A 13,986-nucleotide genomic window follows, 5' to 3' on the forward strand; every position below is an offset into this window, starting at 1 on the left:
AAATCATAATGGCTGAACAGGCGTGCTTATCCCGTTGTCAGCCAGTGTGTTGCATTCCGGTTTGCTGAAAGGTGAAGGGTTGCTGTATGGAAGATCTTTTTGCCCGGGACAGCATGGCTGATCCGGAAAAGCCCCTTGCAGAAAGAATGCGTCCGGATTCTCTGGAAGATGTGGCTGGTCAGGATCATCTTCTTTCGGAAGGATCGGTGCTGCGCCGTGCCGTGCAGGAGGACCGGCTTTTTTCCATGATTCTCTGGGGGCCTCCTGGCTGCGGTAAAACAACCCTTGCCAGGATACTGGCCAAGGAGACCCGTAAGGGTTTTGTTCAGATTTCTGCCGTATTTTCCGGAGTGCAGGAGGTCCGTAAGATTATAGAAGAAGCCCGGACCCGAAGACGTATGCAGGGCAGGGGAACCCTTCTTTTTGTGGATGAGATTCACCGGTTTAATAAGGCTCAGCAGGATGCGTTTCTGCAGCATGTGGAAGAGGGGCTGATCACTCTCATTGGTGCCACCACGGAAAACCCATCTTTTGAGGTTATTGCTGCTCTGCTTTCCCGCTGCAGGGTGCTGGTGCTGCATCCCGTATCGGGAGATGCCTGTGTTACTGTGCTGAGACGGGCTCTTGCAGATGGAGAAAGGGGGCTGGGCAGGCTGGGTGTTGCCGCTGCGGACAGTGAACTTGCCCTTTTGGCGGAGATGGCGGACGGCGATATGCGGGCGGCTCTGTCCGGTCTGGAGATGGCGGTGTTTCACTGCCTCGGCGATGGAAGCCGCAGGGAGAGAGTGGTTACAAAGGAAGATGTGGCGGCTGTATTTGGAGATCGGGTCCTGCGCCATGATAAAGCCGGAGATTCCCATTTTAACCTGATTTCCGCTTTTCATAAAAGTATGCGGGGCAGTGATCCGGATGGAGCCCTGTATTGGCTTTTCCGGATGCTGGAAGCCGGAGAGGACCCCCTTTATCTGGCACGGCGTATGGTTCGTTTTGCCTCGGAAGATGTGGGTATGGCCGATCCGGGGGCACTGGCACTGGCCCTTTCCGCTCTGGAATCCTATCGTTTCCTGGGTTCTCCGGAGGGCGAAGGTGCCCTGGCTCAGGCAGCCGTCTATCTGGCCACAGCACCCAAGAGCAATGCTGTCTATATGGCGCAGAAGGCCGTGGTCGCCCGTATCAGGGAAACGGGCGCACCGCCTGTCCCCTTGCACATTCGCAATGCTCCCACCCGCCTGATGGCGGATCTGGGCTATGGCAGGGAGTACCGGTATGCCCACGATTTTACGGATGCCTATGTACCTCAGGAATATCTCCCCGAAGATCTGCTGCAGGACAGATACTATCATCCTACGGACCGTGGCTATGAAAAACTGGTAGGCCAGCGTATGGATGGCTGGCGCAGAATCCGGGAAGCTGCCCGTAAGAAGTCGTAGGAATTTGTCTGTTGCTTAATGGTTGATGACTCTGTGTTTGTTCCTGTTTTTGATTCTCGTATCTGTCGGATAAGTATACGGGCACCCAGGCTGCTTGCCCGTGACGCAATTTTATTCTTAGGGCTTCTTGCCCTGTGCTGAATCGGCAAAACTTGTCGGCACAGGCAGGTTGATCTTTTGTATTGGTATATAGGCTTGGGGTCGCTGCCCTTTGTGCCGATTGCGGACAGTTGCCGATTCTTTAGGCACAGGCCTGCGAAGCTCTTATCCGAAACGATGGCAACGTCACTTGCGAGCAGCCGGGGTGCCCCTGCAAGTCAGGGCTGTCAAAAAGCCTTCGCAGGGAGGTTTTGCGTCTGCCCGTATCCAGTTCCGCTTTCATTATGGTCTGACACCGGACTGACCCGTAAAGCGGACCCTCCCCGTTTCCCTTCCCCTTTCATCCCAGCTGATTTCCGTGAAAAAAAATTCTCCGCTGCGGTGTACCCTCAGCACCGTGCTGCTCCTTGTGCCGTAAAGCTTATTCACAATGAAAAGGGGGGCCAGAATTCTTTCCCACTCAGGTCCCATGCCCGTATCTGGCAGATCCCTGTCTTTTGGTATGGAGCGGTCCTGCAGCAGAAGAAAAAAATCTTCTTCCCCGGCCCCCTTGCTAAGGGCCTGATCCAGCATGTCACATCCCCTTGTCACCTTGGGCCACGGGGTGTCCAGCAGATGATTGGAAAGGCCGTGCATGCCGGAAGGAATCACAAGGCTCTTTTCTGTCTGGTTGCTGTAATAAAAAAGTTTTTCTGGGGTGCCGCAGATCAGGTTGAATCCGTTGAAGGCAGCGCCTTCCTCTTTCAGCTTTTTCAGAAAAGAATCCGTATCTTCAGCGGACCCAAGGGCCTGTTCCACGATATGGCCCCTCGAGGGGGCAGGGTTTTTTTTGAGAAAAGGATCCCTGAAATTGGTGAGGGCGGCAAAATAAAGGGGCTTCGGTACAATGCCCATCCATGTTCCTCCCTCCTGGAGATCCCTGCCCGCAAGAAAAGGGGGGGTTGTTTTCCAGTAATGGGCGGGTTCTGTGGGGCGTTTGTGAAACTCATCACGGTTGGCTGTTACAATCAGGGGCCAGTCGGGGTGGTGCTGCACTGCAAAGAGAATGAGGCACATGGGTTTTCTTTTTCCTTTGGAATCCTCTGTCATTCGGGATGGCAGGGCTTTTTATGGTTTAGCTGCAACGCCGTTTTTTGTCTGCTTGCTTTGTTCACCTGATTATTGACTTTCCCGCAGTATCCGGTTAGCGTTTCTCAGAACTCGGGGAAAAATGCAACCATGGTGCGGGGGCACTCGTCATCGTAAGGAGGATAAAGGCATGAAAGAAGTTGTCATTGTCAGCGGATCCAGGACGGCAGTCGGTGCTTTTGGTGGTGTTCTCAAAGACGTTTCCGGCGTGGAGCTGGGAGCCACGGTCATGAAGGAAGTGATGAAAAAGGCAGGGCTGCGTCCCCAGCCCAGCGCGGGTATGGAGTCATATTGCCCGGATAAGCTCAAGGGTCTTGGCCGTATTGAGCTGGAAGCGGGTGGCTATGATTATGACGAGGCTCTCAGACCCGTTGCCATTGATGAAGTGATTATGGGAAATGTGCTGCAGGCTGGTCAGGGCCAGAATCCGGCCCGTCAGTCCATGATTCGTGCAGGGTTATCCAAGGAGACTCCTGCTTTTACGGTGAACAAGGTGTGTGGGTCCGGGCTGAAGGCCATTGCTCTGGGTGCCCAGGCCATCATGACCGGCGATGCGGAAGTGGTGCTGGCCGGCGGACAGGAAAGCATGAGCAATACGCCCATGGCCCTGCTCAAGGCCCGCTGGGGACATCGAATGGAGCTGACCGGCGTGGGTCCTGTGCATGACCTGATGGTGTATGATGGTCTTTACGAGATTTTTTATGGGTATCACATGGGGCTTACGGCAGAAAATATTGTTGAAAAGTATGGTATTTCCCGTGAAGATCAGGACAAGGTAGCGGTTCTCAGCCATGCCAGGGCTATGGAAGCCATTAAAAACGGTACCTTCAAGCAGGAAATTGTCCCTGTGGTGATCAAAGGCCGCAAGGGGGATACTGTTGTGGATACGGATGAGCGGCCCATGGAAACCAGCATGGAAAAGATGGCGAAAATGAAACCCGCTTTCAAAAAAGATGGCTCTGTCACCGCAGGCAATGCTTCCGGTATCAATGATGGTGCTGCCGCTGTTTTGATGATGACGGCAGACAAGGCGAAGGAGCTGGGTCTTACTCCCATCCTTAAAATTAAGGGTTTTGCTTCCGGCGGTATGGATCCGGCCTTCATGGGTCTGGGACCCGTTCCGGCCATCCGGAAACTTCTTGCACGCACCGGTATGAAGATGGGCGATATGGATATGATTGAGCTCAATGAGGCCTTTGCCGGTCAGGCCATTGGCTGCATGATGGAGCTGGGAATCGACTTTGAAAAACCCAATGAGCTGGGTTCCGGTATTTCCATTGGTCACCCCATCGGAGCCACAGGAGCACGGCAGATGGTAACGGGCATGTATCATATGCAGCGCAAGGATTATGGCACGGGCATTATTTCCATGTGTATTGGTGGCGGTATGGGTATGGCCATGATCGTGGAGCGTGTGTAGCTTATGAGCTTTCTGCGGATGGCTCTTGTATAGGGAATTGGTTGTAACGATTTCCAGCGGTGTTTGCCTGAGAGGTCGCAGTCGTCTTCGGACGGTTGCGGCCTTTTTTTATGGGAGGCCTGAAAAAGGGTCGCAGGGTTTTCGGAAGGATGGTATGATAGCATGTTTGCGCCGATACTTTATCAATGCGGGGGCATACAGGAACCGCTGGAGGCGTGAGGGGTACATAAGAAAAATTCATAAAAAGAGGGCTGCCACGGATTTTGATCCGAGGAAATGTGCTCTCCCAGGGAAAGCAGGATGTGTCCATGACCGATACAGAGTTGCGTACGGAAATCAGCATCGAGCGTGAGATGCGGCAGTCCTACCTTGAATACGCCATGAGCGTGATTATTGGGCGGGCCTTGCCGGATGTGCGTGATGGTCTCAAGCCGGTACATCGGCGTGTGCTTTTTGCCATGCGGGAACTCAAAAATGACTGGAACCGGCCTTATAAAAAATCTGCCCGTATCGTGGGTGATGTGATTGGTAAATACCATCCCCATGGTGATGCAGCTGTTTATGACACCATTGTGCGTATGGCCCAGGACTTTGCCATGCGTTACCGGCTGGTGGACGGGCAGGGAAACTTCGGCTCCATTGATGGCGACTCTCCGGCGGCCATGCGTTATACGGAAATTCGTATGCAGCGGCTTGCTCAGGAGATGCTGGCGGATCTGGATAAGGATACCGTTGACTTTGTTGCCAACTATGATGAATCTCTTGAAGAACCCATGGTGTTGCCCACCCGTTTTCCAGCCCTGCTGGTGAATGGATCTTCGGGAATAGCCGTGGGTATGGCTACCAATATACCTCCCCATAACCTGCGGGAGGTAGCCGATGCCATCATTGCACTGATTGAGAATCCGGCAATTGATGTCACAGAACTGCTCTCCATTCTCCCGGGGCCGGATTTTCCCACAGGCGGGGTGATTTACGGCAAATCCGGTATTGTGGAAGCTTATAGGACTGGCAGGGGTATTATCCGTGTCCGTGCCCTGCTGGATCTGGAAACCGATCCGAAATCCGGAATGGAAACCCTGGTGGTGAAAGAACTTCCCTATCAGGTGAACAAGGCCCGTCTGGTAGAAAAAATAGCCGAGCTGATTCGTGACAAGCAGCTGGAGGGTGTCCGCTACGTGAGGGATGAATCCGACAGGGATGGCCTGCGTGTTGCCATCGGTTTGAAAAAGGACGCCATGCATGAGGTCGTGTCCAATCTGCTCTTCAAACATACCCAGCTGCAGAACAGTTTTGGCATCATTTTCCTTGCGGTGGTTAACAACCGGCCTGAGCTTCTGACCTTAAAAGAGATTCTGACTCACTTCATTCGTCACAGAAAAGAAGTGATTATTCGCCGGACCCGTTTTGATCTGAAAAAAGCCCAGGCGCGGGCCCATATTCTGGAAGGGCTCAAAATAGCGCTGGATAATATTGATGAAGTGGTGGCCCTGATCCGTAAATCCGCATCTCCTGTGGAGGCCAAGGAAGGCCTGATGGGCCGTTTCGGGCTTTCCATGTTACAGGCCCAGGCCATTCTGGATATGCGGTTGCAGCGGCTCACCGGGCTGGAACGGGATCGTATTCTGGAAGAGTATGGTGCCGTTCTGAAAGATATCGCCTGGTTTAAGGAAATTTTAGGCAGCGAAGCCATCGTCATGGATCTTATCAAGGAAGAGCTGATCAGCCTGAAGGAAGAGTTCGGTGACAACCGCCGTACGGAAATTGTGGAGTCCACCCGCGAGATCGGCATGGAAGATCTTATTGTCGAGGAAGACATGGTGGTCACCCTTACCCGCAGCGGTTATATCAAGCGCAATCCCATCACTCTCTATCAGAGTCAGCGTCGTGGAGGCCGTGGGAAAACGGCCATGACCACCCGTGATGAAGATTTTGTCACCAAGCTTTTTGTGGCTTCCACCCATCATACCTTCCTTTTTTTCACCAACCTCGGCAAAGTCTACTGGTCCAAGGTCTGGGAGCTCCCCCAGGGAGGAAGAACCAGCCGTGGCAAGGCCATTGTAAACTTTCTGAATCTGGCTCCTGATGAAAGGCTCAGTACGGTGCTGGCAGTTCCTGATTTTGAGGAGGGGCGATTTATTATTATGGCCACCCGGCAGGGACTTATGAAAAAAACGGACCTGATGGCCTACTCCAGACCTCGGGCCGGAGGTATCATTGCCATTGATCTGGTGGAGGGAGATGCGCTCATTGCCGCACGGATTACCGATGGTAGTCAGGATGTACTCCTGAGTTCTGCGGGAGGTCAGACCATCCGTTTTGCTGAATCCGATGTCCGGCCTATGGGCAGGGTTTCCCGCGGAGTGCGGGGACTTCGCATGGAAGAAGATGATCATATTGTGGGTATGGAAGTGACAGGGCATGGCAGCGCACTTTTCACGGCCACGGAAAACGGTTATGGGAAGCGGACGGATATCGATGCTTTCCCCATGCAGCGCCGTGGTGGTAAAGGCGTTATCGGCATTCGTACCGACGGGCGTAACGGCAGGGTTGTGGCCATGGTACTGACGGATGAAGCCGATGACGTGATGCTGGTGTCGGACAAGGGACGTCTGATACGGATGTCGGCCTGTAGCATTTCTGTTATCGGACGCGCTACCCAGGGCGTTCGCCTGATTCAGCTGGAAGAGGGAGAAAGACTGATTGATGCTGCCCGTCTGGATGAAGATACCCGCAGCGAAGACGGAGAAGATGAAAATGAGGGTGTCTGTGAGCCGCAGGATTTCGAGTGAAAGTTCCGAAGCAGACGAATTGTAACGCTTAAGACAGTTTGTAAGGGTGGATGGATGCCGCACAGGGACGTTGAAAAATTTCAGATTGGTGTTCTGGGTGCCGGCAGCTGGGGGACAGCTCTCTCCATGCTGCTGGCTGACAAGGGATACTCCGTAACTCTCTGGGCATATGAGGCGGAAGTGGCCCGTGAAATTGTGGAATACCGGGAAAACAGGAGCTATCTGCCTGGAATTGCTTTACCGGATACCCTTACGGCAACAGCAGACATGTCTCTTGCCGTAAGGGAAAAGGACATGGTTTTATTTGTGGTGCCTTCCCATGTGATGAGAGAAACCGCCAGAAATGTTTCCCGGGAGATAGCAAGGGAAACGCTTCTGGTGACGGCTTCCAAAGGCATAGAAAATGTTACCCACCGAACCATGACGGGTATTCTGAAGGAAGAAATGATTCATATTCCCGAAGAACAGCTTGTCGTACTTTCCGGGCCCAGTTTTGCCCGCGAAGTTGGGGAAAAAAGGCCTACGGTGGTAACGGTGGCTTCCTGCAGCAGCGATATTGCCCGGAGGGTTCAGGAAATATTTGCCGGGCCTGCTTTCCGAGTTTATACCACAGAAGATGTCATGGGTGTGGAAGTTGGCGGTGCCATGAAAAATGTTATTGCCATTGCAGCAGGGGTGGTGGATGGCATGGAGCTGGGGCTGAATACACGAGCTGCCCTGATTACCCGGGGGCTGGCAGAGATCAGGAGGCTGGGGGTTGCCATGGGAGCCAGCCATCATACTTTTTCCGGTCTTTCCGGCGTGGGAGACCTCATGTTGACCTGTACAGGCTCGTTGAGCCGGAATCATACCGTAGGCCAGCTGCTGGGTCAGGGGAAAACGCTGGATGCCATTCTGAAAGAAATGCGGATGGTGGCGGAAGGCGTAAAGTCTGCCCGCTCTGTGTATAATCTTTCTGCAAAGCTGGGTGTGGAGCTTCCCATCTGCAATGAAGTGTACCGTGTACTGTACGAAGGTACGACACCCCGTGAAGCTGTGGATCGTTTGATGAACCGGACGTTAAAACAGGAATTCCATGACCTGATGTGAGTTCCGTTGAAGGGCCTGATCTGCCAGAGGCTTTCAAGGGCCTACGGTTTCCGGAAGGACAAATCCATGGATGAGAAACCCACGCAGGATGGTCACAGAAAACGCTTGCGGCAACGTTTCCGCGAATCGGGGCTGGATGGGTTTGGAGATCATGAAGTTTTGGAACTGCTGCTGACTCTTGCCACTCCCAGAAAAGACTGCAAGCCTGTTGCCTGGGAACTTATGAGACGATTCAAAACCCTTCCCGCCGTATTTGAGGCGAGTTTTGCAGAGCTTTGCGAAGTCACCGGGATGGGAGAAACCAATGGCATTCCCATAAAACTGGTCAAGGCTGCAGCAGATCGCTTTTTAAAACAGCGGGCGCTCGGCCAGAAAATACTCTTGGGAACACCCCAGGCCGTTCTGGACTATCTGTACCATGAATTGCGGGAAAGCAGCAGAGAAGCCTTTATGGTTCTGTACCTGGATGTTAAAAACCGGCTTCTTGAGACAGAAACCCTTTTTACGGGAAGCCTTTCCGCAAGTCCCGTTTATCCGAGGGAAGTTTTGCGCGCTGTTCTGGCACATCAGGCCGCTTCTGTTATTTTTGTGCATAACCATCCTTCCGGCGATATATCGCCATCGAGGGAGGATTACGCCATCACAAGACGTCTGGTACAGGCTCTTGCACCGGTGAATGTGCGGGTGCATGAGCACTTGATTATAGGAAGAAACGCCTATTACAGTTTTGCCGAGCATGGCGTAATAGATACTCTGCATCAGGAGATCAGGGATGCAGAATCCCGGTTTATGGGAGAATGGGCAGGAAAGTGATTGCGGAAGGGCCTGTAAAGCAAAAAGCATGTTATGGCTGTCTGAACAGGGTTTTTCCCAAGGGACCGGAAGGCCTGCGGGAAAGTCCGGAAGAATGTCTGGCCTGTGAAGAAAAAACAGCCTGCCTGCGGGCCGCCCTTGATGGAGCCGAAGGCTGGAAGGCGGAAGAGGAAAAGGTAAACAGAGCCTATGCAGCAGGGCACCTTGGTTTTCTGGGCCGGTGGTCAAGGCGCAAGTCCTTGAATCAGAAGAAGGGAAAATAGCCGTATTGTCGGCATGGAGCATGGCAACCTACGATAAAAAGGGAGACGGGCTGTGAAAGGGATCATGGATCTGCCACTGGCGGGTAAGCGGGTGCTGATACGCGTTGATTTTAATGTACCCATGGATAAGGAAGGGAACATCAGCGATGATACCCGCATCCGCAGGGGGTTAGAAAGTATCCGTTTTGCTGCGGACTCCGGTGCTCGGGTCATTGTGGCTTCCCACCTTGGCCGACCCAAAGGGCAGGTGGTGCCAGGCCTGAGCCTGAAAAAATGTGCCGATCACCTTTCCGGTCTTTTGCAGAAACAAGTACTGATGGCGGACGCCTGCATCGGAGCTGCTGTCAGCGATACCGTAGCCTCCATGGCGTCAGGAGAGATCCTGATGCTGGAGAACCTTCGTTTTTATCCGGAAGAGCAGGCGGATGATCAGAATTTTGCCCGGGAGCTGGCGGAACTCTGTGATGTCTATATCAATAATGCCTTTGCAGTCTGCCACCGGAAACACGCCTCTGTTCATGCCATATGTGGTTTTGTCAAGGAAAAGGCGGCAGGGCATCTGCTCATGGATGAGCTCAGGTATTTTGATTCGGCCATGGGAGCGCCCGCCCGTCCTCTGGTGGCCATTGTGGGGGGAGCCAAAATTTCCAGCAAACTGAAAGCCCTGAAAAACCTTCTCCATCGTGTGGATAAGGTGCTGATTGGCGGTGCCATGGCCAACACGTTTCTGAAAGCTTCGGGGCTTTCTGTGGGAGAGTCATTGGTTGAGGACGATATGCTGGAAACGGCAAAGTCTGTCATGGCGGAGTCTGCAAAGCGGGGGGTGCGTTTCTATCTGCCTGTAGACGCCGTGGTGGCCAGAGAAATCACAGAAAATGCCGTTGGCATGGTGGTCCCCGTACAGGAAATTCCAGAAGGCTGGAAGGTAGCCGATTGTGGTCCGGCGACGGTACGGCTTTATGCCGCCGCCCTTGCCAATGCCAAAACGGTGGTATGGAACGGACCCATGGGTGTGTTTGAGCTGGAAGCCTTCAGCGGCGGGACCATGGGGCTGGCCCGGCACGTGGCGGCCTGCCATGGACTGACCATTGTGGGCGGCGGGGACACGGATACGGCTATTCATAAAGCGGGTGTTGCCGAGGCCATGGGCTACATTTCCACAGGGGGAGGGGCCTTCCTGAAGCTGCTGGAGGGAGAATCCCTGCCTGCGGTGAATGCTCTGGAACAATGAGCCCGGGAAATGACGGTGCTTGTTTTATAAAAAATATTTTATGAAAGCAGCGTCCTGTGGTAGTTGTTTATTTTGTTCTCCGGTGGAATTTGAGATAAAAGGGCCAAAAGATAAGGGTTATGTGTATGGGTAACTGTTTTTTAGAAGGATGACAGGGAGGAGAATGGCTTGAGCTTCTGGACTTATCGGGAACATCTGAGCATGGCGAACCGGCTTCGCAGGTCGTATTATGAGTTGCTGAGGGATCAGCTGGATTATCAGATTATTCAGTATGCCCTTGTGGATTCCTATGCCAATTTCAAGGCGAGAAAGGTTCCCTATCCCTTTGTAGAGCGCCGTGAGCTGAAGCCGAAAGCCCGGATTCCCAGCCTTGAGTATGATGCCCAGAATGCTTTTCTGGTAATTTTTGTGGAAGACACCATCCCCGCCATCCATAAAAAATATATCCGTTTTTTTGATGATAACAAAACGACAAAGGTGAATCTTCTCCGTACGAAAACCCTGTCCCTTGCCAATGAATTTGACCGGAGTCAGAAGTATGTTGAATCTGCTCAGTTTATGGATGTGCTGAGGGAGCTTCTTCCCGTTGACTATGCTCTTCTGGTTCAGCGGGATCCCATGAGCAGGGGGCGTGACCGCTTCAGTCTTTCCCATTTTCATGTGCGTATTGACTGGCCCATTGCCGATGCCGCAGAGGACATGGCGCGCAGGCTCCGATATATTTCCAAGGATTTATATGAGAAAGGAGACAAATACGCAGAAGATGTTCAGAAAAAGTTTTTTGAATACTATGCCCAGCCCGTAATGGCTGGAGGACGAAGGACAGCAGCCATTGTGGCGGCTCAGTATCTGCGCAGACTTCCCTGTATTTCTACGGTATATGCCGGGAGCAGTGAGTCCCGTTCTCTGATCCGGCTTTCTGAACGGGGAGTGAGTAAATCCACCCTTGTGCGGTTTTCCGATGAGGAAACCCGCACCCTTGCGGATGAAAATCATATGTCCGTATCCACTTTCCGGAAGCATTATGCCGTTGCAAGGGAAGGGAAAAATTCGGTATTTGTCCTGCAGGTTCTCTATTCCCGTACCCAGCATGCCAAGCCTCCTGAGGACGGAAAGCTCCGGGAAATCAATCCGGATCCGTATTGGGTTACGGTGGGATCCCAGCGTATTCTGCCCATGGTGGATGCCTGGATGTACCCCCCCCTGCCTGTGAACCTGATTTATGCGTAATGGAGCTCCCGCATCATGGCAATTTCATCGCAATCGGGAAACTTGACGCAATGGACGCAGTCGGACCAGATTTTTAGTGGCAGGTCGGCTCTGTCAATACGTTTGAAATCCAGTTTCTCAAAGAAGACGGGCTGGTATGTCAGGGTAAAGAGCTGGGTGATGCCAAAGCTCCGGGCCTCCTCCACCAGAGTTTCCACCAGTTTTTTCCCCATGCCTTTGCGCTGATGGGTTTCGTCCACAGCAAGGGAACGGATTTCTGCCAGATCTTCCCAGCAGAACTGCAGGGCACAGCAACCCGCCACAGCACCGGTTTCCGGTGAAAGATAGACCACAAAATCCCGAACATGGTCGTAGAGTGCACTCAGCGGCCGGGGTATCATTTCTCCCCTGTTACCGAAAAGCTGCAGTAACCGGTATATGGACTGAATATCTTTCACTGTGGCATGCCGGATCATTCTCTGTTCTCCCTGAGGATAAAAAGTTTAAAAAAAATCCTTTACGTCTTTTTGCTCAGTGCGGCAAGCCTAATGTTACAGAGGTGTCGTTCAGGATGGTCTGCGCAAGAGCACCGGGCTGCCTGTTTCCGGGATGTGGCGTTTCAGACCTGGAGGTATGGAAAAATATTCCGGTCGGGTCGAGGGGCCTGTTTCAACCATAATATCTCTCCATATGGGAAGGGCCGTTCGAGCACCGGTTTCCATATGACCAAGGGTGGAGTTATCATCACAGCCTGTCCATACACCCATGGCCATGGCCGGAGAAAAACCAACGAAAAGTCCATCTCTGTAATTGTCCGTACTGCCGGTTTTACCGCCCAGGGCCCGATCCGCTGCCTGTGCACGGCGGCCTGTTCCCTCATGAATAACTGCCTGAAGCATATCGGTCATAATGGCCGCACTCTCCTGGTCCATAACAGCACGGCTTTCCCGTGGAGATGAATACATATGCCTGCCATTGCTGTCTTCAACGCGGATGATGCGCCAGGGGCGGTGTAACATGCCTCCGGAAGGGAAGACGGCATAGGCGCGGGTAAGCTCCTCAAGGGTCACCTCCGAGGTCCCGAGAGCAAGGGAAAGATTGGGTTGTAGAGGACTGTCTATGCCGATTCTATGGGCGAAACGGACGGCTTCTTCCGGCCCGATCTGGTCGATGAGCCGTATGGCAGGGATATTGCGGGAAAGGGCCAGTGAGGTTCGCAGAGTTATATCGCCCATGAAAGTACGGGAGAAATTCCTTGGTGCCCATGTGCGGCCCCGACTCTGGGAAAAGATCACAGGGGTGTCACTGATGATCTGGGTTTGCTCCGCACCTTTCTCTATGGCGAGGGCAAAAATCAGTGGTTTGAAAGCGGATCCGGGCTGCCTTCTGGCCTGCAAAGCCCTGTCAAAGGGGCTGCGTCCATAGTCTCTGCCGCCTACGTGGGCAAGGATGGCTCCCGTATGGACATCGATGGCGAGAACCGCGCACTGCGGCTGTGCCTGATTCCCCTGTTTCTGCATTCGTGCATCCAGCGAGGCCATATGTACCTCAACAGCTTTTTCAGCAGCTGTCTGTACACGGCTGTCGAGGCTGGTATGAACCGTGAGTCCGGATCGGTACAGGTTGTCCGGTCCTACTACTTCTTCCAGTTCCGACCGTACCTGTTCGAGAAACCATGGCGCACGACGACTGGAAGGATGGGGGGTACTCACAAGTTGCAGTGATTCTGATAAAGCCCCATGAAGCTCTTCAGGGCTTATAATCTCCGTTGCCTGCATCTGGCGAAGCACCATATTACGGCGTGCCATTGCCCTCTCAGGATTGGCAATGGGGGAATATCGGGAGGGTGCTTTCGGCAGGCCTGCAAGCAGGGCAGATTCCCCCAGAGTGAGGTCTTTTGCATTTTTTCCAAAATACCGCCGGGCGGCAGCTTCCACCCCATAGGTCCCACTGCCCAGATAGATCTGGTTCAGGTAGAGGGTCAGTATTTCTTCTTTTGTGTAACGTCGTTCAATCTGAAGGGCCAGAAAAGCTTCGCGGACTTTTCTGGTCAGATTTTTGTCCGGTGAAAGAAAGAGGGTTTTGGCCAGTTGCTGGGTGAGTGTACTGGCACCCTCGGCATAGCCTCTGGACTGAAGGTTTCTGATGACAGCCCGGAGAATTCCTTTGGGATCAATTCCGTGGTGGGAGTAAAAGTTTCTGTCTTCCGTGGCAATAAGGGCCTGTTTCAGCGCTTCCGGTATCTGGTTCGATGCTACGGGCAGACGGTTTTCAGCATAAAACTGGGCAAGGAGGACCCCATCGCTGGAATAAACCCGGGTTACAGCAGAGGGCTGATAGCCTTCCAGTATACTGATCTGGGGAAGGTCCCGCATCAGGCCAATGGTAAGCCCTAGTGCCATGCCGACAAAAAGCCCGGGTATGCACCAGAGCAGCAGGGTTCGTTTCATGTGGTTTCCTTGTCAATAAAAATGGACCTGGGCAGAAAAGTGCCGCGAGGTCCATGGCGTCA

The 13,986-nt window shown here is 53.1% G+C and carries 11 protein-coding genes; 8 read left to right on the forward strand and 3 right to left on the reverse strand.

What is annotated here, in order from left to right:
• Positions 1 to 86 precede the first annotated feature (86 nt).
• Positions 87 to 1,430 (forward strand): replication-associated recombination protein A, encoded by a 1,344-nt coding sequence (locus tag OOT00_RS00200; RefSeq protein WP_265423276.1) that lies wholly within the window; start codon positions 87 to 89, stop codon positions 1,428 to 1,430.
• A gap of 381 nt (positions 1,431 to 1,811) precedes the next feature.
• Here OOT00_RS00200 and OOT00_RS00205 read toward each other — a convergent pair whose 3' ends face one another.
• Positions 1,812 to 2,585 carry an NRDE family protein gene (locus tag OOT00_RS00205; RefSeq protein WP_265423277.1) on the reverse strand — a complete coding sequence of 258 codons (774 nt, stop codon included), beginning with the start codon at positions 2,583 to 2,585 and terminating at the stop codon, positions 1,812 to 1,814.
• Between the two features lie 202 nt (positions 2,586 to 2,787).
• Here OOT00_RS00205 and OOT00_RS00210 point away from each other — a divergent pair, with 202 nt between their 5' ends.
• The 7 genes from OOT00_RS00210 (at position 2,788) to OOT00_RS00240 (ending at position 11,495) form a co-directional block, all read left to right on the forward strand.
• Positions 2,788 to 4,077 (forward strand): thiolase family protein, encoded by a 1,290-nt coding sequence (locus OOT00_RS00210; RefSeq protein ID WP_265423278.1) that lies wholly within the window; start codon positions 2,788 to 2,790, stop codon positions 4,075 to 4,077.
• Between the two features lie 308 nt (positions 4,078 to 4,385).
• Entirely contained in the window at positions 4,386 to 6,869 is a 2,484-nt protein-coding gene (gyrA, locus tag OOT00_RS00215; RefSeq protein WP_265423279.1) for a DNA gyrase subunit A, read from the forward strand.
• 54 nt (positions 6,870 to 6,923) lie between these two features.
• The gene (locus tag OOT00_RS00220) at positions 6,924 to 7,958 is read left to right on the forward strand and encodes an NAD(P)H-dependent glycerol-3-phosphate dehydrogenase (protein WP_265423280.1); all 1,035 of its coding nucleotides are present in this window, start codon (positions 6,924 to 6,926) and stop codon (positions 7,956 to 7,958) included.
• Positions 7,959 to 8,024: 66 nt separating this feature from the next.
• The gene (radC, locus tag OOT00_RS00225) at positions 8,025 to 8,771 is read left to right on the forward strand and encodes a RadC family protein (RefSeq protein ID WP_265423281.1); all 747 of its coding nucleotides are present in this window, start codon (positions 8,025 to 8,027) and stop codon (positions 8,769 to 8,771) included.
• Positions 8,756 to 9,034, forward strand: a complete 279-nt coding sequence (locus OOT00_RS00230) for a hypothetical protein (protein ID WP_265423282.1) — start codon at positions 8,756 to 8,758, stop codon at positions 9,032 to 9,034. The genes radC and OOT00_RS00230 overlap by 16 nt, the downstream gene beginning before the upstream one ends.
• A 52-nt stretch (positions 9,035 to 9,086) precedes the next feature.
• Positions 9,087 to 10,265, forward strand: coding sequence for a phosphoglycerate kinase (locus tag OOT00_RS00235; RefSeq protein WP_265423283.1), 1,179 nt, complete (start codon positions 9,087 to 9,089; stop codon positions 10,263 to 10,265).
• Positions 10,266 to 10,433: 168 nt separating this feature from the next.
• Entirely contained in the window at positions 10,434 to 11,495 is a 1,062-nt protein-coding gene (locus tag OOT00_RS00240) for a hypothetical protein (protein ID WP_265423284.1), read from the forward strand.
• On the opposite strand, the gene OOT00_RS00245 is transcribed toward OOT00_RS00240, so the two are convergent.
• Both OOT00_RS00245 and OOT00_RS00250 read right to left on the reverse strand, forming a co-directional pair.
• Entirely contained in the window at positions 11,486 to 11,950 is a 465-nt protein-coding gene (locus OOT00_RS00245; protein ID WP_265423285.1) for an N-acetyltransferase, read from the reverse strand. The genes OOT00_RS00240 and OOT00_RS00245 overlap by 10 nt on opposite strands.
• A gap of 90 nt (positions 11,951 to 12,040) precedes the next feature.
• A complete protein-coding gene (locus tag OOT00_RS00250; RefSeq protein ID WP_265423286.1) occupies positions 12,041 to 13,924 on the reverse strand; it encodes a penicillin-binding protein 1A in 1,884 nt (627 codons plus the stop codon).
• Positions 13,925 to 13,986: the final 62 nt, after the last annotated feature.

This window comes from Desulfobotulus pelophilus (assembly GCF_026155325.1).
In the GTDB taxonomy this organism is placed as follows: Bacteria; Desulfobacterota; Desulfobacteria; order Desulfobacterales; family ASO4-4; genus Desulfobotulus; species Desulfobotulus pelophilus.